Source organism: Okeania sp. SIO2B3, from assembly GCF_010672525.1.
Lineage (GTDB): Bacteria > Cyanobacteriota > Cyanobacteriia > Cyanobacteriales > Microcoleaceae > Okeania.
In genome coordinates this window covers 70,448-92,339 of record NZ_JAAHGH010000011.1, presented here as the reverse complement: position 1 = coordinate 92,339, position 21,892 = coordinate 70,448, and the positions used below count along the sequence as shown (strand labels likewise).

The 21,892-nt window shown below is 34.0% G+C and carries 13 protein-coding genes; 5 read left to right on the top strand and 8 right to left on the bottom strand.

The features are described 5' to 3' along the window. Positions 1-417: 417 nt before the first annotated feature. The 5 genes from F6K15_RS12690 to patD all read right to left on the bottom strand — a co-directional run bounded on the left by F6K15_RS12690 (position 418) and on the right by patD (position 4,726). Complete coding sequence (locus tag F6K15_RS12690; RefSeq protein WP_293061280.1) at positions 418-681, bottom strand: hypothetical protein; 264 nt, start codon at positions 679-681, stop codon at positions 418-420. A 34-nt stretch (positions 682-715) separates the two neighbouring features. After that, the gene (locus F6K15_RS12685) at positions 716-1,156 is read right to left on the bottom strand and encodes a hypothetical protein (protein ID WP_293061278.1); all 441 of its coding nucleotides are present in this window, start codon (positions 1,154-1,156) and stop codon (positions 716-718) included. A gap of 122 nt (positions 1,157-1,278) precedes the next feature. Next, complete coding sequence (locus F6K15_RS12680; protein WP_293061276.1) at positions 1,279-2,976, bottom strand: ABC transporter ATP-binding protein; 1,698 nt, start codon at positions 2,974-2,976, stop codon at positions 1,279-1,281. Positions 2,977-3,737: 761 nt separating this feature from the next. Beyond that, on the bottom strand, positions 3,738-4,337 hold the full coding sequence (locus F6K15_RS12675; protein ID WP_293061275.1) for a zf-TFIIB domain-containing protein: 600 nt from the start codon (positions 4,335-4,337) through the stop codon (positions 3,738-3,740). An 11-nt stretch (positions 4,338-4,348) separates the two neighbouring features. Next, on the bottom strand, positions 4,349-4,726 hold the full coding sequence (patD, locus tag F6K15_RS12670) for a heterocyst frequency control protein PatD (RefSeq protein ID WP_293061274.1): 378 nt from the start codon (positions 4,724-4,726) through the stop codon (positions 4,349-4,351). Between the two features lie 810 nt (positions 4,727-5,536). Between patD and F6K15_RS12665 the strand changes: the two genes are divergently transcribed. Further along, a complete protein-coding gene (locus tag F6K15_RS12665) occupies positions 5,537-7,804 on the top strand; it encodes a bifunctional (p)ppGpp synthetase/guanosine-3',5'-bis(diphosphate) 3'-pyrophosphohydrolase (RefSeq protein ID WP_293061272.1) in 2,268 nt (755 codons plus the stop codon). 526 nt (positions 7,805-8,330) lie between these two features. On the opposite strand, the gene F6K15_RS12660 is transcribed toward F6K15_RS12665, so the two are convergent. Then, positions 8,331-9,803 carry a tetratricopeptide repeat protein gene (locus F6K15_RS12660; RefSeq protein ID WP_293061270.1) on the bottom strand — a complete coding sequence of 491 codons (1,473 nt, stop codon included), beginning with the start codon at positions 9,801-9,803 and terminating at the stop codon, positions 8,331-8,333. A gap of 1,121 nt (positions 9,804-10,924) precedes the next feature. On the opposite strand from F6K15_RS12660, the gene F6K15_RS12655 reads away from it, so the two are divergent. The 4 genes from F6K15_RS12655 to F6K15_RS12640 all read left to right on the top strand — a co-directional run bounded on the left by F6K15_RS12655 (position 10,925) and on the right by F6K15_RS12640 (position 20,137). Next, a complete protein-coding gene (locus F6K15_RS12655) occupies positions 10,925-14,134 on the top strand; it encodes a hypothetical protein (RefSeq protein ID WP_293061268.1) in 3,210 nt (1,069 codons plus the stop codon). Positions 14,135-14,362: 228 nt separating this feature from the next. Next, positions 14,363-17,269 (top strand): class I SAM-dependent methyltransferase, encoded by a 2,907-nt coding sequence (locus F6K15_RS12650; RefSeq protein WP_293061266.1) that lies wholly within the window; start codon positions 14,363-14,365, stop codon positions 17,267-17,269. 64 nt (positions 17,270-17,333) lie between these two features. Beyond that, positions 17,334-18,437, top strand: a complete 1,104-nt coding sequence (locus F6K15_RS12645; RefSeq protein ID WP_293061264.1) for an FkbM family methyltransferase — start codon at positions 17,334-17,336, stop codon at positions 18,435-18,437. A gap of 194 nt (positions 18,438-18,631) precedes the next feature. Further along, positions 18,632-20,137 carry a sulfotransferase gene (locus F6K15_RS12640; protein WP_293061262.1) on the top strand — a complete coding sequence of 502 codons (1,506 nt, stop codon included), beginning with the start codon at positions 18,632-18,634 and terminating at the stop codon, positions 20,135-20,137. Between the two features lie 15 nt (positions 20,138-20,152). Here the strand turns inward: F6K15_RS12640 and F6K15_RS12635 are convergent, their stop codons facing one another. Together F6K15_RS12635 and F6K15_RS12630 are read right to left on the bottom strand one after the other, a co-directional pair. Beyond that, positions 20,153-21,142 carry a glycosyltransferase family A protein gene (locus tag F6K15_RS12635; protein WP_293061261.1) on the bottom strand — a complete coding sequence of 330 codons (990 nt, stop codon included), beginning with the start codon at positions 21,140-21,142 and terminating at the stop codon, positions 20,153-20,155. 58 nt (positions 21,143-21,200) lie between these two features. Continuing rightward, positions 21,201-21,875, bottom strand: coding sequence for a hypothetical protein (locus F6K15_RS12630; protein ID WP_293061259.1), 675 nt, complete (start codon positions 21,873-21,875; stop codon positions 21,201-21,203). Positions 21,876-21,892 lie beyond the last annotated feature (17 nt).

The following is a 21,892-nucleotide window of genomic DNA, read 5'->3' as shown; positions in this document are numbered from 1 at the left end:
GGAGCCTTCGGAGAATTTTGAGAGAATGATAGTAGATGGAAATTTTGTCTCATCAAAGGTTTGAGACTACTATTGCGTATAGGCAAATAGTAATGAATAATTTTTTAGTTTCTCATTTGCGATAAGTTATGGATTTTCTCTCTGCGGAGCCTTCGGAGAATTTTGAGAGAACGATAGTAGATGGAAATTTATTCTCATCAAAGGTAGGAATATATTTGGAGAGTAAAGTACCTAAACTTTTCGTTCAGGGAACAGGAAAAAGAGAATAGAGAATCAACAAAGATTTTTAAATAAAAGTTTTAGTAACTATATTATTAATTCTAAAATTGTAATCATACTGAATAAAAGTATATGCCCTACACTAGCAATTACGTTTTTAGTGTGGGGCAAGGGATTTACCTTACAGTATTAGTTATGTTAATTGCTTGAGTGTAAGACTAGAGAACGAACAGCTTGCCATAGAGGTGTTAGGACAACACGTACATCCTTTTGGAGAAAACGCATTATTGAATTATCAGATCGCTGATCATCAGATCGCTTCTTCTCTTTTCGATTTTTTTTTCTAGTTTTGTCCCGTGTTTTCTTTTGTTGTTCAAAGTGATAATTGTTTTGTTTGCTAGTCTGAGACCCTTTATTAATAGCACCTGATTGGTTTTGGATTCCAATTTGAGTATTTGGCATGAATCAATATCCTTGTTGTATTAATAGTTTTAGTCTAAAATTCTTTTTTATTAGCTTCTGGAATATAGAGTGGAACTAAAACTCTGGCAATAGAATCAAAAGGATCTTTTACAGGCCAAAAATATGTAAGAAGCCAATTTCCTGCTTGTACTAATCTAGGAACTAACCCCGCTAATATTGCTGAAGATTTACCACTTTTTGATTCGCCTAAAATTTGAACAAAATTATTTTTTTTAACAGCATTAACCAGTTCTTTTACAAATTCATCTCTACCATATAAATTTTGATCATCCTCTGGAAGAAGACTAGATTCCTTATAGGGACAATTAGAATTGTTTTCTACTTTTATTACATAATTCTTGAGATTGATAACAAAATTATTTTGAATAACAATCTGTTTTCCATAATTGGGAGACCCAGATTGATTTTTAATTCCAGTTTGTTGGAGTTTTTTTTCATTATTTTGTGTAGCCATTACACTTGAAAATTAAAGGCTATTTTTTAAAGCGAACAAACTTTGAGAAATAGAGAATTTTGGTTAATCAAATAAAACTTGCACACCCCACAAAAAATAGTTTACTGAATCCTATAAACAAGCTATTTGTTCCCTTCTTCCTTCTTACTTCTTCCTTCTTCCTTCTGCAATAGTGGCGCCGCACTCAACAATGTCTGAGTATAAGAATGTTGAGGATGATTAAATATTTCTTCTGTTTTCCCCTCCTCCACAATTTTTCCACCATTCATAACAGCAATTCTGTCACAAATAAATCTAGCCACCCATAAATCATGAGTAATAAATAAATAGGTTAAATTTAATTCTTCTTTTAACTCCAACATCAATTCCAAAACTTGAGTCTGAATAGTAGCGTCTAACATACTCACAGGTTCATCACAAATAATCAGTTTTGGATTAGTAATTAAAGCTCTAGCAATAGCTACCCTTTGTTGTTGTCCTCCAGATAATTCTGAGGGGAATCTTTTGCCATATTCTGCTACTGGAGTCAAACCTACCTTTTCTAACATTTGCTCCACTTGAATTTTAGATTCCTCTACACTAGCCAAATTATGGATAAATAGGGGGTCAGCTATTATCTGGTCAACAGTCATCATGGGGTTGAGACAAGCAAGGGGGTCTTGAAATATCATTTGCATTTCCCGACGGTAGGGTTGCAATGCTGATAAAGAGAGAGTTGTTAAGTCTGTGCCTTGAAATTCGACCGAGCCAGAAGTAGATTTAATTAACTGTAAAATAGTCCGAGATAGGGTGCTTTTGCCACATCCAGATTCTCCAACTAATCCTACTATTTCCCCTGGATAGAGGTCTAGGTTAACTCCATCCACTGCTTTGATAAGTTTACTTTTTCCAGAGAATAATAACTGCTCTATAAAATTACTTTCTAAGGTGTAGTGCTTCTGTAAATTTTTGACCTGCAAAATTGGTTTGAGGATTTTGGGAACTTCCGTTGATTCAGATTTTTCTAGTTGAATTTGAGCAGGAGTAGATTCAACTACTTGAATATGTAAAGCAGCTTGAAATAGAGATTTGGTATATTCATGTTGAGGATTGTGGAGAACTTGTTTAATTGAACCTGTTTCTACTATTTCACCTCCATACATCACAGCAATACGGTCACAATATTCTCCTACCATTGCCAAATCGTGGGAAATTAATAACAAGGAAGTCTGACGCTCTTGGCAAAGTCTGGTAAGTTCTCGTAAAATCTGAGACGCTATAGTTACATCTAAGCTAGTAGTAGGTTCATCAGCAACAATTAATTTAGGGTCCAGTAATAAAGCTAGAGCGATCGCCACCCTTTGTCGCATCCCCCCACTAAATTCATGGGGATATTGAGACCAACGACTGGCAGGAATATTTACTGCTTCAAGAGTTTCTATAGATTTTTGTTGTGCCTGAGATTTAGATATATTAGGTTGATGTGCTTGAATTGTTTCTACACAATGATCCCCAATAGTCATTAATGGATCGAGGCGAGTCATAGGGTCTTGGAAAACTAATGCTACTGCTTCTCCACGAAATTTTCTCAGTCGAGAGGGGTTCATCCCAAATATGTATTCTCCCCCAAATGTTATAGACCCCTCAACTTGTACTGACTTGGGTAATAATCTCATGGCAGCACGTCCAAGAGTAGATTTACCACATCCAGATTCTCCTACTAATCCTAATTTTTCACCTGGTTGAAGTGTTAGGGAGACATCATTTACTGCCCAATGAGATTTTCCACGTTTTTCGGGATAAGCTACTCGTAGATTTTTTATATCAAGTAAGGAATTCATTATTAGGTCGTAGGTTTTAGGTCGTAGGTTTTAGGTGTTATACCAAGGGTGAAAAAAGAATGTTACTTAGTAGTTTCGCTCCTTTAGATGTGAAATAATTTCGGTTAAATTACTGTAGTCTCAAAGTTTTTAGTCCTCAAAAGATTACGTTTAAATTTTGACTTTTGACTTTTGACTTGTTTGTTTTGAGTCCTCAAAATATTACTTTTAACTTTTAACTTTTAACTTTTAACTTTTAACTTTTGACTTTTGACTTTTGACTTTCGCTCCTTTAGATGTGAAATAATTTCAGTTAAATTACTGTAGTCTCAAAGTTTTGAGTCCTCAAAAGATTACTTTTAACTTTTGACTTTTGACTTTTGACTTTCGCTCCTTTAGATGTGAAATAATTTCAGTTAAATTACTGTAGTCTCAAAGTTTTTAGTCCTCAAAAGATTACATTTAACTTTTGACTTTCGCTCCTTTAGATGTGAAATAATTTCAGTTAAATTACTGTAGTCTCAAAGTTTTGAGTCCTCAAAAGATTACATTTAAATTTTGACTTTTGACTTTTGACTTTTGACTTCTAGTTTCGCTTCTTATAGATGTGAAATAATTTCAGTTAAATTACTGTAGTCTCAAAGTTTTGAGTCCTCAAAAGATTACGTTTAAATTTTGACTTTTGACTTTTGACTTCTTTACGTGAGGTGGCACAGAATTATTTTTTCCTTCTTCCCTCTTCCTTCTTCCTTCTTCCTTCTTCCTTTCATAAAGTATTAACTTTAATTCCCTACACTAAATTTTCCATTCAGCTCCTTTCTTTTATTTTCAAATCTGCGTAACATATAAGTAGCAGCACAATCTCCATGAGGATTATCCTCTAATATCTCTGTTAATTGAAAAACATACTCAGCGATTTCTTCTCCCAATTTATCAATAACAGTCTGACGATTAATCATTTCTTGTTGATGCTGACGCACCTTGACTTGCCATCGACTAGAAAACATTTCATGTATTTTTGTGTGCAGTCCAAGGGATTCTAAAATTTTCCACTCTTGAGCATCATCAAACCAAATACCACCATCATGTAAACAACGTTCTATATAGAAAGGTTGTTTAATATTTATTTTGATGCGTGATAAATAAGTACCACATTCTGGACATAACCCTGCCTTACCATCAAAAGGCGAGGGTACAAAATCTTCAAATTGATTATAGGGTAAGATTTCTTCTGGGGAATACCATGAGGGTAAACTGTCTAACCAAGCTTCATAATTTTTTCCCGACATCCAAAAACCTTTAGATTCTGGGCAGTATTTTACCGGGATATTATCATTCAAAACAGCATCTTCTAAATCTACATCGTACTTGGGACTTTTCATCGTATATATTCCTAATCCTGTGTGAATTTTGTTTGACTAAGTATATTTCCGCAATAGTTTGTGAGAGTTTTTAGGCGGTCCTTGATGGTGGCCAATCGAATTTGTGTTGTTTGAGGGTTTCGAGATGCTTGCAAAAAAATTAAATCTACATATAACAATCGAAGCTCCTTGTGTATCTCTGTTAAATAAGACTTTACCTGGAATATAATAGATCGATCTAGTTCTAAGTTATCTAGACTCATAATCTGAGTCTCGAAAAACTGTTGGACTTCTTTCTTCATGGCCGATATTTTTTCTGGATCTAAATTTTCTTGGGCCAGAAGTTGTTGCAACTGATTTAGCAGTTGATTGAATTTTTGATATCGCTGATTATGCTCCTTTGGTAACATAATATAAATAAATTAAATTTGTATATATAGCAATTCCCAACAAGCGTGAGGTACAAAATTCTTTTGCTTTAGTAGGGGTGTTAACGATAATGCCCAAGCTTTCGGCCGTTCGCCCCTACAGGAGTAATAATTCGGGAAATAAGGAATAGCGGTGCGACCCCACGTCGGCGACAGACGCAAGCGGTCGGAACCCGGTGCCATTCGGAGCGGCTCTGTCAAGAGCTGGTCTCCTCGCCATGGGAACGCCGACTCCTGTGAGGGAATGCTGACTCCTTTTCGGAAACGCGCACTCCTGTAAGAAAAGAAGAAAAACAACTGTACCTAAGTAACTTGAGAAACACTATATTATGAATGTACAAGGTAATAACATAGGATATTCAGAAGCTCAGTAAAGTCACAGAATCAGTTTTAATTTACAGATCAATTAACATCACTCTACGATTACTGATTTGATGAATATTGTTGCTACTTTTTTAGCATCATAATCTATTTATACTCAAGAGTAATTATGTCTTCAATTATTAAGTTATATTGTAGATATCCGTAGGCATAAACCCTGATTTGATAATATAATCTTATCGTAATGATTATACATAGTTTTCCATATTTTTTTATAAGAACTAAAGTATAAGAAATAACAGATAATCTCAAAAAAACTGTAACTATAAAGTACAAAGCTAATTGAAATTAAGACCGCTTTCTCATCAACTAGAAAATGATAATTTCGGTTAATAAAAGACCGAAATATAACTCTTGCATCTCTAGTGTAAATTAGCTTAAAAAAACAACCAAATTTATAAACTAACTCCTATGAATACCAAAACCCTAGCACCTAAACCCGTAATTTCATGCGTAATTCCTGACTGGTTACAAGAATGTATAGATAGCAGAAATAACAGCGATAATTTAACTAGCTGTTCCCTAGATACAGCCTTAATATGTCAAGCATTTGAATTGGCTTATAAGTTGCATGAAGGACAATATCGTAAATCAGGAGAACCTTATATATGTCATCCTATAGCTGTTGCGGGATTGTTGAAATATCTCGGTGGTGATAGTGCGATGATTGCTGCAGGTTTTCTACATGATATTGTTGAAGATACGGATGTAACTATTGAAGAAATAGAACAGAAATTTGGCTCGGAAATAGCTTTATTAGTTGAAGGTGTAACTAAGCTTTCTAAATTTAATTTTTCTAGCAAAACAGAGCTACAAGCTGAGAATTTTCGCCGGATGTTTTTGGCAATGGCAAAGGATATTAGAGTAATTGTTGTTAAGTTGGCAGACAGGTTACATAATATGAGAACTCTGCAACATTTGCCACGTCATAAACAGTTAAGTAAGGCATTAGAAACACGGGAGATATTTGCACCTTTAGCAAATCGTTTGGGAATTGGTCGAATTAAATGGGAATTAGAAGATTTATCTTTTAAATATATAGAACCAGAAGCTTATCGAGAAGTTAAAGAATTGGTAGCAGATAAAAGAGCTGACCGAGAGGCTAAATTGTTAGAAATGACAGAAAATTTACGACAGAAATTAGACCAAGCAGGAATAGAATGCTACGACATTAGTGGTCGCCCTAAACATTTGTATGGAATTTATCGGAAAATGCATTTAAAACAAAAAGCATTTCACGAAGTTTATGATATTGCCGGACTAAGAATTATTGTGAATAAAAGGGAAGATTGTTATCGAACTTTAGCTATTGTTCATGACTCTTACCGCCCCATTCCTGGAAGATTTAAAGACTATATTGGTCTGCCAAAACCTAATCGTTATCAATCATTACATACAGGGGTAATAGGTAATACAGCTCGCCCTGTAGAAGTGCAAATTAGAACTGTAGAAATGCACCATATTGCTGAATATGGAATTGCTGCTCATTGGAAGTATAAAGAAACCAGTTCTAGTAATACTAAAATGACGGCCGAAGATGAAAAATTTACTTGGTTAAGACAGTTATTAGAATGGCAAAGCGACCTGATGGACGATCAGGAATATTTGGAGACTATAAAAGGTGATTTATTCTATGAAGATGTTTATGTATTTACACCAAAAGGTGATGTAATTTCTCTCAAACAAGGCTCGACTTCAGTAGACTTTGCTTATCGTATTCATACAGAAGTGGGAAACCATTGTACAGGGGCTAAAGTGAATGATAAAATTGTTAGTTTAGATACTCCATTAAAAAATGGTGATATTGTCGAAATATTAACTCAAAAAAATGGGCATCCTAGTCTAGATTGGCTAAATTTTGTTGTAACTGGTGGGGCGCGAAACCGGATTCGTCAGTGGTATAAGCGGTCTCATCGGGAAGAAAATGTATCTAGAGGGAAGGAATTATTAGAAAAAGAATTGGGTAAAAAAGGTTTTGAATCTTTACTCAAGTCTGAGCAAATGCAACTTGTTGCTGAGAGATTTAATTACCATAATGTGGAAGATTTACTAGCAGCTCTAGGTTACGGTGAAATAACTTTAAATTTAGTAGTTAATCGATTACGAGATGCAACTAGGGAAGTCACACAAGTTGAGCAAAATTCAGATATTTGTGAAGAATTTTCTGAGCATAAATCTAGTTTAATGCTGCCTCGTCCAACTCAAACTTCATCTTCAGATAAATCTCATCCAATTGCTGGAGTTGAAGGTTTAATGTATCATTTGGCTGGTTGTTGTAACCCAATTCCAGGTGAACCTATTATTGGTAGTGTAACTCGCATTCATGGTATTTCTATTCATCGTCAAGGTTGTTCTAATGTGGAAAATGTACCCGGGGAAAGGTTAGTTCCTGTTAGTTGGAATTCTACTAATGAAAATCAAGGACGACCTCAAACTTATCCAGTTAATATTTGTATAGAAGTGATGGATAGAGTGGGAGTTTTAAAAGATATTTTGTCTCGTTTGATGGATAATAATGTTAATGTCCAAAATGCTCAAGTTAAAACAAATCCCGGTCATCCAGCAATTATTAATCTATGTATTGAAGTGAGCGGTCGTCAACAATTTGAAAAGACTTGTACTCAGATTAAAAATATGAGCGATATTTTGAATTTACGTCGTCTTAGTCAAGTTGAATAGTTTTTTTAAGGATAAAAGGAAGAATTCAACAATTAATCATTAATAATTAATAATTAATAATTAGGGTTTGCGCTCAAAAGTCTTATGGCTAAGGAGGAATCAGGAGTCAGGAGTCAGGAGAAATGGCTCGGGAGCGAGGAGGTAGGGAATGGTAAGATGGTAATCAAATGTAGCATTATTATTTAGGGCTTGCTGATTAAATCTAAAAGCATTGACAGATATTGGTTTTAGCGTTTTAGAGTTCAAAAAAGTACCAGCTTTTCGGTGGAAAAAGCTCATGCATGCTAGTATTTTGGGACGATTATGGCAGAAAAATTGAGGGACAAAACGCCCGCTCCTACTTCCTCTACATTCCCCGTTCCTCCTGTCTCCTGTCTTCCCCTCCTGGGAGGGGTTAGGGGTGGGTTGTCTCCTGTCTCCTACAAAGAGCAAAAAAACTTTCCATACGCAAACCCTATTTAGAAATAGACTACAGTGGCCAAAGCATTCTTCTACTCTCTACTCCCTACTTCCTATTCCCTATTCCCTATTCTTTTTTTGCCTGTAAATTTTCTAAAGCTTGATGAGCACTAGATAAATTTGGTGCAAGTTCAATAGCTTTTTCTAAAGAAGATATTGCTTGTTCATCTAAGCCTAAATTAGCCAAAGATTCGCCCAAATGATAATGTACAATACCCGAATTTGGATGAAGTTCAATTGCCCTATTATAAGAAGCGATCGCCTCATTCCACCTTTCCAAATTTGCCAAAGCATATCCTAATTTATGGTGAATATCGGCAGCAGTGGGATTAAGATTTACCACTCGACGATAAGCAGAAATAGCCTCCTCAATAAACCCTTGTTTTTCCATCATTTCTGCTAATTTCAAATGAGAATCTATGACAGTTTTATTCTGTTCTTGTCTTCTGGTCAATGCTTCTTGTAGATGTTGATTAAATTTTTGATTATCTGGTTTAATTTCGACAGCCTTTTGATAACAATTTATAGCTTCTTCCCACTTTTGCATTTCTGTTAATGCTTCTCCTAACTGGTCATATACAACTGCTGAATTAGGATTAATTCTGAGAACCTCACGATATTCAGCAATAGCTTCTTCCCATTTTTTGAGTTGAGCAAAAGCATAAGCTAACTGATGATGAATTATTGCTGAATTAGGATTAAATTCAATTGCATTTTGATAGGAAGCAATGGCTTCTTCCCATTTTTGTAGTTGGGCTAAAGCTGCTCCTAAATGATGATAAATTTCGGCATTTTTGAGATTTAGGGAAATAGCTTGCATACAAGCATCAATTGCTTCCTCCCATTTTTGTAACTTAGTTAAAGCTAGCCCAATATAATAGTAAGCTTCTGCTAAATTTGGGTTTAAATCAAGAGCATGACGGTAAGAAATAATTGCTTGTTCGAGTTGACCAGAGTTTTCTAGAACCTTACCTAAACTTAAATGATATTCTGGCAAATAGGGATTAATTTCAATGGCTTGATTAAGAGTATCTATGGATTCATTCCACTCTTTTTTATTTGCTAGAGTTTCCCCTAAATATTGATAAACTGAAGCAAAGTTTTGGTCAATTTCAATAGCATGACGATAAGCAACTATTGCCTCATCAAATAATCCTTGTTTTGCCAAAGCAAATCCTAAACTACTATAAAATTTGGGAAATTCAGGATTAATTTCAATCCCTTGATTTAGATAAATAACTGCCTCATCAAATCTATCTAGTTTAATTAGAATTTCTCCTAAATTATAGTAAGACCAAGAATAGTTTGGTTGCAGTTGAATTCCTTGGTTATATATATTTGCTGCTGCTTCTAAATTTCCTTGTAAACTAAGAGCTTCTCCCAAGTTTTGATAAGCTACTGCCGATCTAGGATTAAGTTGAATTACTTGTTGGTAAGCATCAACTGCTTCTGCTAAATTACCTTCTCTTAGTAGTTTATTGGCAGTACGAAGATAGTTGACACTGCTTTCTGCTTCTGTTGTTATTTTTGAGGTTGACATTATTATTTAAAATTTCCTTTATTTGATAGTTCTGTGTTGGGCAATATTGCTCATTAGATGCTAATATTTTACAGTATTTTAGTAGGTTAATTCTGCCCATAAATTTAGATAGAATCAAATTACCCTGATGTAGTTAACATCATATAGGAAATGTTTTCCTATGTCACTTACTTGAGCCAAGATTACTAAATTTACCAGGGTAAATTAAAAAATTTATTATAGGCTGAATTTTGCTCGATAAATAGTTTTTGTTGAGTATTTAAACTATTTAAAGAAGGAGGAAATATTTAGTTATCTCAGAGATAAGGAACAAGTGGATGGGAATACTGAAAAGTTGCCACTTCGCTCCACAGGATTCCAAGCAATAGACATTGCAGGTAAAGTGTGAGAACTTAAATTCATCAGGGAAAAAATAACTTTATTTGTAAAAGAAAACCCAATTTCGCTTAAGAAACGAAGATAAAATCTAGGTTTTCCTGTTCGCTAATCTGTGAATATATATTTTTTTTAATTTTTTCCCACACTTCCCACACTCTCTCTAGCATTACTATGCACCACTACCAAAATCTAAATATGTCTTAGCTGAAGTCAGAAGTCGGAGCCTCATCAGACTTTCTGAGTGGATTGGCAAGATGATAAAATCAGGTAAATCAAAATAAGACTAAATTTATTTAAGTTTGTCCTAATGAGACTTACAAAAAACAGAAGTAGAAAAAAGGCTCAAATATAAACAGGCAAATGTTTTGATGTCAAAAAAGCATAAATCATTAATTAGCAAGGGTTTTCGGCATTTCATCCATGTAATTCCCTTGTATAGACTGATTTTCTGGTATTTTTTCTCCCAAAAAATGTCTAAGTAGGACTAACTGAAAATTCAGACAGAAATGGATAAATGGTCACAAGCAAAAAATTAATATAAGTCATTGACAAATTGAGATGAATAATGGTAGTAAGAGTTAAAATTATATAGCGCTGCTAACTTATCCTAATTAATAATTAATATTAGAGCTGCTTAACTTAGTAAGTTTTGTATAATAAATTAACTCCCTAGCAATTCTAATAATTGATGTTCAAAAAAATTATATCGTAATATTAATAACCAATACATAGTCAAAATCAATATGATACACAAAACAGAAAAATCAACTCTAATTATTACCAGTATGCACCGTTCTGGAAGTTCTTTGACAGCTTCTATCCTCCAAAGTTCTGGTTTACATATTGGTCGGAAATTAATCGAGGGAACAGAAGATAATCCTCAAGGATATTTTGAAAATTTAGACTTCTATGAATTTCATAAACAGGTATTAGAATCTCAAGGAATAGATGGAGATGGTTGGACACTCCAAGAAAGAATAGATATAGAAGAAAATTTGGCAGAAAAAGCTCAAGAAATTATCGCCAAAAATTCTATAAGTGGAAATTGGGGATGGAAAGAAACCCGTACAACATTGTTTCTAGATTTTTGGGAAAACCTACTGCCAAATGCCAAATTTTTATTAATTTATCGTTCTCCTTGGGAAGTAGTTAATTCTCTGTATAGTCGGCAAGATAAAATATTTCAAAGTCAACCAGAATTAGCAGTAAAATCATGGTTACACTATAACCAAAAAATTATTGATTTTTATAATTATGCTGCTAATCGTTGTCTATTGACAAATATTCAAACAATAATAAATAACCAAGAACTATTTATTGAAGCAATAAATCAAAAATTTAAGACAAACTTCAATTATCCCGCTGCCAATATCTACGAACCATCATTATTTAATAATCAATTATCAACAGAAGACTATAGAGCGACTCTTATAGATTATTACTTTCCTGAAGCGATAGAAATGTACCAGGAATTAGAAGCAAGAGCTTGGAAACCAGTCGATGAAATACCAAACTTTTCCTGGCAAGAAAAAATCAAATCATCTCCCTATAGAATTTGGGCTTTTCAAGACTGGATGAATTTGTGTAGTGTAGAAAGTCAGAATAAAAACTTATTAGCAGAAGTAGAAAAATATAAAAATCAATACCAACAAAGTCAATTAGAACTAACACAAACCAAGTCTCAATTAACACAAACACGAGATGAGTTAGAAAAATATGTTTCTCAACTCGATACCACCGAAACAACATTATTAGAATCTCAAAAACAACTCCAAACCACAGAAACAGCATTAGAAGAAACTCAGTCTCAACTGAAAAAGCTTGAACATATTCAAACCAGATTTGACCAAACAGAAAATGAACTAGCTACAGCAAAATCTCAATTACATCAAACTCAAACTGAGCTAACACAATGTCAGTCAAAAATACATCAAACTGAAAGTAAATTAAAAAAATCTCAGCAAATAGAAAAAGAACTTATACAAACAAAATCTGAACTACAGCAAACTCAAGGAGAGCTAGTACAAAATCAGTCACAACTACATCAAACCCAAGAAGAACTAGAACAATTTACTTATAGACTTCAGCAAACAGAATCAGTATGGAAAAACTCTCAATCTCAGCTAGAAAAAACAGAAGTATTGTTAGAAAAGTCCGAATCCCAAAATAAACAAACTCAAGCAGAATTAGGGAAAGTAAAACATAATTTGTATGAGACTCAAGCCACATTAAAAGTTTATCAAAATCAACTACATCAAACTCAAGAAGAGTGGGAAAATTCTCAGTCTCAGTTAATAGTAACCGAAGCAGCATTACAACAAGGCAGAGAACAGTTAACAAATGTAGAAAAAGCATTAGAAAACTCCCATTCACAACTGAAAAAAACTCAGGCAGAATTAGGAGTAACAAAACATAATTTATCTGAGACTAAAAGCGAATTAGTAGTTGATAAATATCAGTTACACCAAGCTCAAGAAGAGTGGGAAAAATCTCAATCAAAACTCACAGCAACCGAGGCAATATTACAAGAATCTCAGTCACATTTGCAGTCAAAACAGGCCGAATTAACAGAATCAAACTCTCAATTACAAAAGCATCAACAGGAATTAGAAAAGTCTGAATATGAGCTGCAAAAAACTAGCAAAGAATTACAACAAACTCAATCTCAACTAAATCAAAGTCAAGCCGAATTAACAGCATCTAACTCTCAATTACAAAAGCATCAACAGGAATTAGAAAAGTCTGAATATGAGCTGCAAAAAACTAGCAAAGAATTACAACAAACTCAATCTCAACTAAATCAAAGTCAAGCCGAATTAACAGCATCTAACTCTCAATTACAAAAGCATCAACAGGAATTAGAAAAATCGGAATATGAACTGCAAAAAACTAGCAAAGAATTACAACAAACTCAATCTCAACTAAATCAAAGTCAAGCCGAATTAACAGCATCTAACTCTCAACTGCAAAAGCATCAACAGGAACTAGAAAAGTCTGAATATGAGCTGCAAAAAACTAGCAAAGAATTACAACAAACTCAATCTCAATTAAATCAAAGTCAAGCCGAATTAACAGAATCTAATTCTCAACTAAAACAAAAAGAAACAAGATTGCAACAGTCAGAAACACAACTCAAAGAACTTCAAAAAAATCAGCAGGAATGGGAAATATCCAAATCTCAATCACATAAAGCAAAGCAAGAATTGAAGCGCACTAACCTACAAATGCAAGAACTTCAAACAGAATTAGTAGAATCTAATTCACAACTTCAACAGACAGAAATACTATTGAAGCACACTAACCTACAAATACAAGAACTTCAAACAGAATTAGTAGAATCTAATTCACAACTGCAACAAACAGAAATACTATTGCAACAATCTCACTCTCAAACTAAACAGACAAAAGCATTATTAAAAGAGTTTCAAAATCAGCTACATCAAACTGACGAAAAACGAAAAAATCAGCAACTACAATTACAAGAAAATCAGACAGTATTGCAACAAATTAAAACTCAATGGAGACAGACAGAAATATTATTGCAACAATCTCAATCTCAACAACAAAACTCACAAAAAGAATTAGTGAAAACAAAGTCTCAACTAACACAAACTCAGTCAGAATTAGAAAAATTGCAGTATCAACAAGCCATTCTGAGAAATTCTAAATCCGAGAGTCAAACAGAATATCAACTATTAGTTTGGGAAGCTTGGTATGCTTATCAAAAAGGTGATTTAGTTGAAATGCAAGAGCGTCTTCAGAAATCTTTGAAATATACTGAAAATTCTCGGACAGAAATAGTAATGGAATGGTTAGATAGTTTTGCTAATTTATCTCAGCAAAAAGGTCTAGAGTTTGATACTGAAAAACTCACTAATTCTGAAGAATGGCAAAAATTGATGAAGCGAACAATGAAAATGCAGAATAAAGTTTTAGTAGGTAGTGACAAATAGTAGAGGACAAATTTAATTAATTAGACAAATAAAAAATGAGCAAAAATACATAAATATTCAACAGAAGAAATTAAATCAGAATTTTTGTGAAAAAAATTAGGAATATTTGGAACAAATGGAGGTAGGATAAAGTCACTTACTTAGTTATAGTTAAATAATTTAATTTTTAGATTTTGATTTTATCAAGACCTTGAGAATATTTGAAAAAATTAAGGGGAATATAGATTAATGGCAGCAACCATAGAAAAAGAACTAGAAGAAGCTAAAGCGAAGTGGCAACAAACTCAGCAAGAGTTGGACAAAACTAAATCAGAGTTGCATGATGTTAGAGAAGAATTGGAGCGATCGCAATCTCAGTTAGATGAGGTATTGGGAGAGTTGGAGCAAACCCACTTTGAGTTATATCAACTTAAGGAAAAAGGGGAGCAACAGCAGTCGGAGTCAGATGGGGAAGTTAAGCAGGAGTTAGAAGAGACTAAGTCCAAGTTACAGGAGACTGAGGAGTTATTAGAGCAGTCGCAGTCTCAGTTAGGTGAGACAATGGGGGTTTTGGAGGAGTATCAGTCTCAGATGGAACAGACGATGGCGACGTTGGAAGAGTTACAAGGGAAGTTGCAGCAGAAGCAGGAAGAGTTGGAGCAGGTTAAGGTAGAGTTAGCACAAAAGCAGTCAGTGTCTGAGTCGGAGTTGCAGAAAGAGTTGGAGGAAACTAAGTCTCAGTTGCAGGAGAGTGAGGAGTTATTGGAGCAGTATCAGTTGCAGTTGCAGGAGACGATGGAAGTGTTGGAGAAGTCTCAGTCACAACTTTCTAAACAAAGAGAGAAAGAACAAAAACAGCAGTCGGTGCCAGAGTCGGAGTTACAGAAAGAGTTAGAGGAAACTAAGGCCCAGTTGCGAGAAACGGAGCAATTGTTAGAGGGATACCAGTCGCAGTTAAGTGAGACAATGGAAGTATTGGAGCAAAAATTGCAGCAAGATCAGTTGAGAGAGAAACAGGAACAACAACAGCCAGGATCAGAGTCGGAGTTACAGAAAGAGTTGGAGGAAACTAAGGTCCAGTTGCGAGAGACTGAGGAGTTACTGGAGCGATCGCAGTCGCAGTTAGGCGAGACAATGGATGTGTTGGAAGAATATAAGTCTAAACTGGAACAAAGGATGGAGATATTAGAAACATCTCAATCACAATTGCAGCAAAAAGAGTCAGGGTTAGAACCGGAAGTTGAGAAAACTAAGCAATTATCAAAGCAGTTAGATGAAGAGAATAGATTGTTCAAAATACAGAACGCTATTGTAAAACCAATCTTGATTCAAGGAGGTAAATGGGTTGGAGGTGTTGTTTTTCCTGACGAGATGCCTGAAATATTCCGTCATCGACGTAGTGGTAACCTAGACAAACAAATAGTATACATGGACCAAAATGTTTGCAGTTATAACAGTGGCGATCGTCAGATTGATAGTTCAAAAACTTATAGTGGCACATATATTTACGGAGGTCCTTTTCATCCACACTTTGGACACGCCTTAACTGAAAGTATTCATCGTCTTTGGGCATTCGATACCAGTATCCATGATGGCATTGTTTTTGCTGTATCACTACGACCAAAGGTCAATCCCATTAACTATACTCCACCTCAATGGTTTATTCAAGCTTTAGAGATTCTTGAAATACCTCTAGCTAAATGTATTTGGGTGACAAATGATTGTACTGTTGAAAATCTGATTATTCCAGAAGCAGGTAGCGAGTTAACATTAGGAGCAAAAAAATGGTATCACTCCTATTTAGAAAAGCTACAGGATAGAATTTATGAATTGACACATCACTTGAGAAAAGATAAGCCACAGAAGCTTTTTTTAGGCAGAAATCATCTTAGTTTTGGTGGATCTTTGGCTGGGGATAAATATCTTGAGACTTTATTGGTTAATGAGGGTTATATTTCTTTAAAGCCAGAAGATTACGATCTGCTCCAACAACTTGCTTATATAATAAGTGCGAAAAAAATTATTTTTAGTGAAGGAAGTGCTATCTACTCCATAGAATTCATTAATTATTTAGAAGCTGAAATTGCCTGTATCCCCAGAAAAACAAGTAACCAGCCTTTCTATCCACATCTACAAAATAAGTGTCGCAATTATATTGTTGCTGGAAATATTGATGATATTCTACCTTTAGGCGATTGGGAAAGAAAAGGAATTAAAAATATCCCAATCAGTAAAAATTCATACCAAATTATTGAATCACTGAGAAAACATAATTTTGCCTTGCTGAAAGACTGGGATGAAAATAAGTTTTTGGCTGAAGAAAAGCATGATTTTATGACCTATGTAGATGCAGTGTATTTATTACCAAAGCAGTATCCTGTTCATCGTGAAGCTGTTGTAGAAAAATATTTACAAATTCGTGGTACAATTCAAGACAATTTAACTGCTCAAGTTGATGAAAATATACCAACTAGAAGTAGAAGCGATCGCCTCAACAAGCTTGCTAGTATTAATCAATCATCTAGATATCTAGAAATAGGAGTCTCAAAAGGTATAACTTTTAATGCAGTAAATGTTATCAATAAAGTTGCTGTCGATCCACAGTTCAGATTAAATAAAAATAAATATGCTACTGAAAAAGTAGTTTTTCTAGAAGTTTCCAGCGATGAATTTTTCAGAAGTTATGCCGAAAAGTTTAAGCCATTCGATTTAATTTACCTAGATGGTCTGCATACTTTTGCACAAATTTTTCGAGACTTTTGTGCAACTCTAGCTTACGGACATTCAAAAACTATTTGGTTAATTGATGATACTTGTCCGGGAAGTTATGCTCAAGCACAAGCATCACTACAGTGTTGCCGACAAATTCAGAAATTTTCAGGTGAAAAAGATGGCAGTTGGATGGGTGATGTATTTAAAATAGTTGCTGCCATTCATGATTTCTTTCCTCAGTATAGCTTCGCTACTTTTCCCGATCATGGACAAACAGTAGTCTGGAATCACCCGAGAACAGATTTTGAGCCAAAATGGAATAGCTTGGAAACTATTAGTAGGTTGGAATATTCTGATTTTATAGGGCTACAAAGTACATTATTCAAAAGAGAGTCATACGAAAATATATTTGCCAGAATTAGAAATGACCTTGGTAAATTTTAGAATAAATACCCTAGATAATAGTTAATAAAATTAATCTTGTCAGCTTTGATAATCTTAAAATCAAATGAGTTATATAAAAATAGGAAATGAATATTTACGTCAAGGTAAATTAGATGAAGCTATTGAAGCTTACCAGACTTCTATTGAATTAAATCCTAACTTTCACTGGGCTTATGATAAGTTAGGAGATGCTCTAAAAAGAAAAGGTAAAATACAGGAAGCAGAGAAAGTTTATCAGAAAGCTGATTTCCTCAAGAATCAACTGGAAAATAATCAATTTAATACTTACAGTAATCTCAGGGAAACCTATGAAAAACAGATTCAAGAAATACATCAAGCTAACATTAGTCTCAAAACAGAAATAGAGCAATTAAGGTGGATTGTATCTCAAATAGTCAATACTTCATTAAGTCAATTGTCTGTGCATTTTGATATTTTAAATAAACAGAACAGGGTCTTATCAAATAAGATGCTTGTAGAATTTTTTCTAGATACTGCAAAACTTTTAAAACCTAATTATTTCTTTGATATTGGCTCTCGTGATGGTACTGCGAGTATTGCATTCAAGAAGGCAGTTCCTACAGCAAAGTGTTGTGCCTTTGAAGCAAATATCAACAATTATGAAACTTTTAAAGATAGGAAAGAGTTTCAGCAACTATCTATCGATTACAGATATTTGGCAGTGACTAACTATAATGGAGTGGCTGATTTTCATATTCCAACCGAGCTTGATGGAAATAAACTGCCTAAAAATATAGGAATTGCTTCATTAATGACTAGAGAAACAACAGATTGTCAATATCAAGTGACAAGAGTAGATTGCACTAAACTTGATGATTTTTGTTTAAATAATAATATCGTATTAGATGAAAATCAAAATTTTGCACTATGGATTGATGTTGAGGGAGCAGTATTACAAGTTATTGAAGGTGCTAAAAATTGCCTAGCTCAAACTTCATTAATTCTACTAGAAGTAGAAGAACTTCAATACTGGAATAGTTCGGCACTAGCAGATAAAATAATTAATGAACTTCTTTTAAAGAATTTTATTCCTGTTACTAGAGATTTTGAACGTTTAATGCAATATAATTTACTATTCATCCATTCTAAATACCTAAATCAATGTAAAGGATTAATATATCAATTATTTAGCAAATTTAAGAAGTAGCAAATTTAATTATAGCAATTATCATACTTGTGAGGTAAAGTAAATTTGCTCTGTTTTCCGGTGTAAAATAAGACTAAAAGATAAGGTATACCTCATGAGTCTGAGAAACTCTATAACTTTTTTTTTGCACTATAGTTAAAATCAAAAACATGGATATAATTTCTGCAATCCTATTAATTTATTAATCAAAATACATGAGTGAAAACGCTATAGTTGAAATTTTAGATATCCATCGCGCTGAACTTGATACAGAAGCATTATGGGGTTTTGCTATAGACCAACCTAAAAAAAGAAGCAAAACTAATACCTATACAATTTACGTTTCAGGTTGGATACTAGGTAAACACTCCAAAGCTGTAGAAGTTCAATTACTTAGTGAAGGTAGACTTCTACGCAAAGCTACTGTCAGTATAAATCGTCCTGGTGTAGCCAAACTCTATCCACAAGTCTCTGGAGTTAAAGATTGTGGTTTTCAAATAGAAGTGGTAATAATTGGACTGCCATTAGAGGGTGAGTTAAATATACAAGCCGTACTTAAAAATCAAAGCACTATCTCAATTGGAGTTATTAAATATCGTCGTCAGCGACTACACTCAAACTATCAATCTAAGTTGCAACCTTTATTGATGACATCTTCAGGGCGATCAGGAAGCACTTGGATCATGCGGTTACTTTCACAGCATCCAGCAATTGTTACAAGTCAGATTCATCCCTATGAAATTCGAGTATCTCAATATTGGATGCAAATGTTGGCAGTTCTTTCACAGCCAAGTAACTCAGTAGACTTCTCTCCTACTTACTTTTATGATGAGTTTTATCGCACAGGGCCAAATCCCTATCATAATCACAACATTAATAGCTGTTTAAATTCTTCTTGGCTAGGACTTGATTACATAGAAAATTTAGCTGATTTTTGTCGTCAAAATATAGATCGGTTCTATGAAAATATAGCTATTGGGCAAGGTAAAGTATTGACCCCACTCTTGCATAATAATTCTAACTTTTACTTTGTAGAAAAGTTTCTTCTAAGATTAAATAGAACACTATTGCTTGAAATTTATCCTCAAGCACGAGAAATTATTCTAGTTCGTGATTTTCGAGATATGGCTTGCTCAGTGGCAGCTTTCAATGCCAAGAGGGGATATGTTGATTTTGGCCGTCAACGTTTTAAAAGCGATCGCGAATATATTCAAAGAGGAGTTAAATCTGCCGCTTTTCATATACTTCAATTATGGAGAGAAAGAAAAGAACAAGCACATCTGGTACGCTATGAAGATTTAATTTTAGCCCCGGAACAAACTTTAAGTTCTATCTTTGAGTATTTGCATTTAGATAATAGTAGTTCAACTATTTCTAAAGTATTGGAAAAAGCATCTGAAGATACAAAGCAGTTAAAAAGACATCGCACTTCTGCTAATCCTCAAGAATCAATTGGACGCTGGCGAAATGATTTGGAACCTTCTCTACAAGCTTTATGTACTGAAGTTTGCCAAGAAGCTTTACAAGAATTTGGTTATAGTCTTACTGCTGAAGAAAAACTATCTCCTTTACCAAAAATTACTAAACCTGAAGTTAAAACTGAACCACCATTAATATCAACTAATCCTAATGCGGTGAATCAAACAAAATCAGCACGAAACAAACTAGAACAAATCAAGTCTAAGTTTCAAAATATCAAAAAATCTCTAGAAAAATCTTAGTATTTAACTCTATAATTACATAGTATTTTTTAACTTAGTAGATAGTTTTTGATGTGCTACTTCTGGAGGAGATGGAAAGTACAACTCCTCACTGTTCTCTTTCATCAATGTAAATCCAGAATATTTATTCTGATACCATGAATGTTTACTTACTTCTCCCAAAGATTTTTTAAGTTGAAGATATTCTGCATTAGCATAATCCCAGGTTAAATGATATGACTTTGAATTTAGGGTAAGCACTGATTTTTGATTTTTGTAGAATTTTCCATAATCATAAGCAGAGCGATCGTGAAAGAAAATTTTGTGTTTTTTCCTAAAAGCAAGAAAATCTTTCCAATCTTTTACTCTAAAAGTTTTCAACCACCATCCGGCTAACCTTTCATTGTAAATTTCATTTACTGACTTAATACCTATCTTCATTATTTCTGCTCTCAGTCGATGAGGAGCATTATGATAGTAAAGCTCTGAGCTAACAGAAAAAACTTCTGGACATTGATTGAGAATAGTAATCTGTTCATCCAACCAACCTTTATCTGGTATTAAATCCCCATCTGTGACTGTTATAAATTGATACTCTAAATCGAGTAAATTACTATCAAAAGCAATTTCAAAAGCATTAGTACCAATATTTTCCTCAAAAAGAAAATGATTTTTAACTAAACCTTTCTCCCTATATGAATCCACCAATTTTCTAATAGAATCAGAATTAATGCTACTATTTTCTATTACACTAACATCTATTCTGTTTTTTTCTGGTAATAACCCCTCTAAACAGCGTTCTAATATTTCATTAAAATAAAAAGTTAGTAGTACACAATGAACTAATTTTTTATTTCTGGGTGTTTCTAGAGCTTGAGTTTCCTGAATTGGAAAATGTGATAAATCTTTTAATTTTGCCTCTATTTGTTGTAAAGAGTTTCGATAGTCCTGTAGAGACTGAGCATAACCCTCCAATTCTAATCTGATTTTTTGTATGCTAGCTGCTGATTCTTGGGATTTTGACATATCACTAAGATAAAAAACGATAGTAAGTAATTTCAAAAAAATTTGATAAAAGCACTAACTAATGACCAGACCTAACATAACTCACATAAGACTTATCCAGTAATTTTTGATAAGATAAAACACTAGACTCTGAACGACCATCACCCCGTGTACCTTCCACAATCCAAACATTAGGATATCCATAATCGACTCGATATTTGCCGTGACGTTCAATACCTATTAAACTAGAATGTTCGCTCTTTCCATATTCACAAAATACAACTTTTTCCCATCCTAAATTATTAAGTAAAGATTGTAAAAAATCCTTTGAATAAATAAATTGATGACCCCATCCATGAAAGGCACGATTCATAGAAAATGTAGAATCAATCCGTTTTTGTGGGTTAGTTTCCGACAAATTAAAATGAGTAGAAAGTACCCACTCTAGGGAAGGAGTAGAAAGTCGAATTACTCCACCAGGTTTAAGACTTTTCCAAACATTATTTAGGAAAGCGATCGCTCCTTCGAGACTTAAATGTTCGAGAAAATGTTCCCCATATACATATTCCAAGCTATTAAAAGGCCAAGGTTTAGTTACGTCCATAACTTGGTCAATACCGGGAAAGGGACGAATATCCACATTCCACCAGTCGGCCATGATATTATGGGGACCACAACCTACCTGGACTTTTTTAATGCCGTTGGGATGATTTGGATTATTACGAGAGATATTATTTTTGGTTGATAGATTCATAGATTTTTTCTCGATCA

What these genes read in the sequence shown, in the direction of transcription:
- F6K15_RS12690 (WP_293061280.1), bottom strand. Translation starts at nt 681, where the DNA reads ATGCCAAATACTCAAATTGGAATCCAAAACCAATCAGGTGCTATTAAT.
- F6K15_RS12685 (WP_293061278.1), bottom strand. Translation starts at nt 1,156, where the DNA reads ATGGCTACACAAAATAATGAAAAAAAACTCCAACAAACTGGAATTAAA.
- F6K15_RS12680 (WP_293061276.1), bottom strand. Translation starts at nt 2,976, where the DNA reads ATGAATTCCTTACTTGATATAAAAAATCTACGAGTAGCTTATCCCGAA.
- F6K15_RS12675 (WP_293061275.1), bottom strand. Translation starts at nt 4,337, where the DNA reads ATGAAAAGTCCCAAGTACGATGTAGATTTAGAAGATGCTGTTTTGAAT.
- patD (WP_293061274.1), bottom strand. Translation starts at nt 4,726, where the DNA reads ATGTTACCAAAGGAGCATAATCAGCGATATCAAAAATTCAATCAACTG.
- F6K15_RS12665 (WP_293061272.1), top strand. Translation starts at nt 5,537, where the DNA reads ATGAATACCAAAACCCTAGCACCTAAACCCGTAATTTCATGCGTAATT.
- F6K15_RS12660 (WP_293061270.1), bottom strand. Translation starts at nt 9,803, where the DNA reads ATGTCAACCTCAAAAATAACAACAGAAGCAGAAAGCAGTGTCAACTAT.
- F6K15_RS12655 (WP_293061268.1), top strand. Translation starts at nt 10,925, where the DNA reads ATGATACACAAAACAGAAAAATCAACTCTAATTATTACCAGTATGCAC.
- F6K15_RS12650 (WP_293061266.1), top strand. Translation starts at nt 14,363, where the DNA reads ATGGCAGCAACCATAGAAAAAGAACTAGAAGAAGCTAAAGCGAAGTGG.
- F6K15_RS12645 (WP_293061264.1), top strand. Translation starts at nt 17,334, where the DNA reads ATGAGTTATATAAAAATAGGAAATGAATATTTACGTCAAGGTAAATTA.
- F6K15_RS12640 (WP_293061262.1), top strand. Translation starts at nt 18,632, where the DNA reads ATGAGTGAAAACGCTATAGTTGAAATTTTAGATATCCATCGCGCTGAA.
- F6K15_RS12635 (WP_293061261.1), bottom strand. Translation starts at nt 21,142, where the DNA reads ATGTCAAAATCCCAAGAATCAGCAGCTAGCATACAAAAAATCAGATTA.
- F6K15_RS12630 (WP_293061259.1), bottom strand. Translation starts at nt 21,875, where the DNA reads ATGAATCTATCAACCAAAAATAATATCTCTCGTAATAATCCAAATCAT.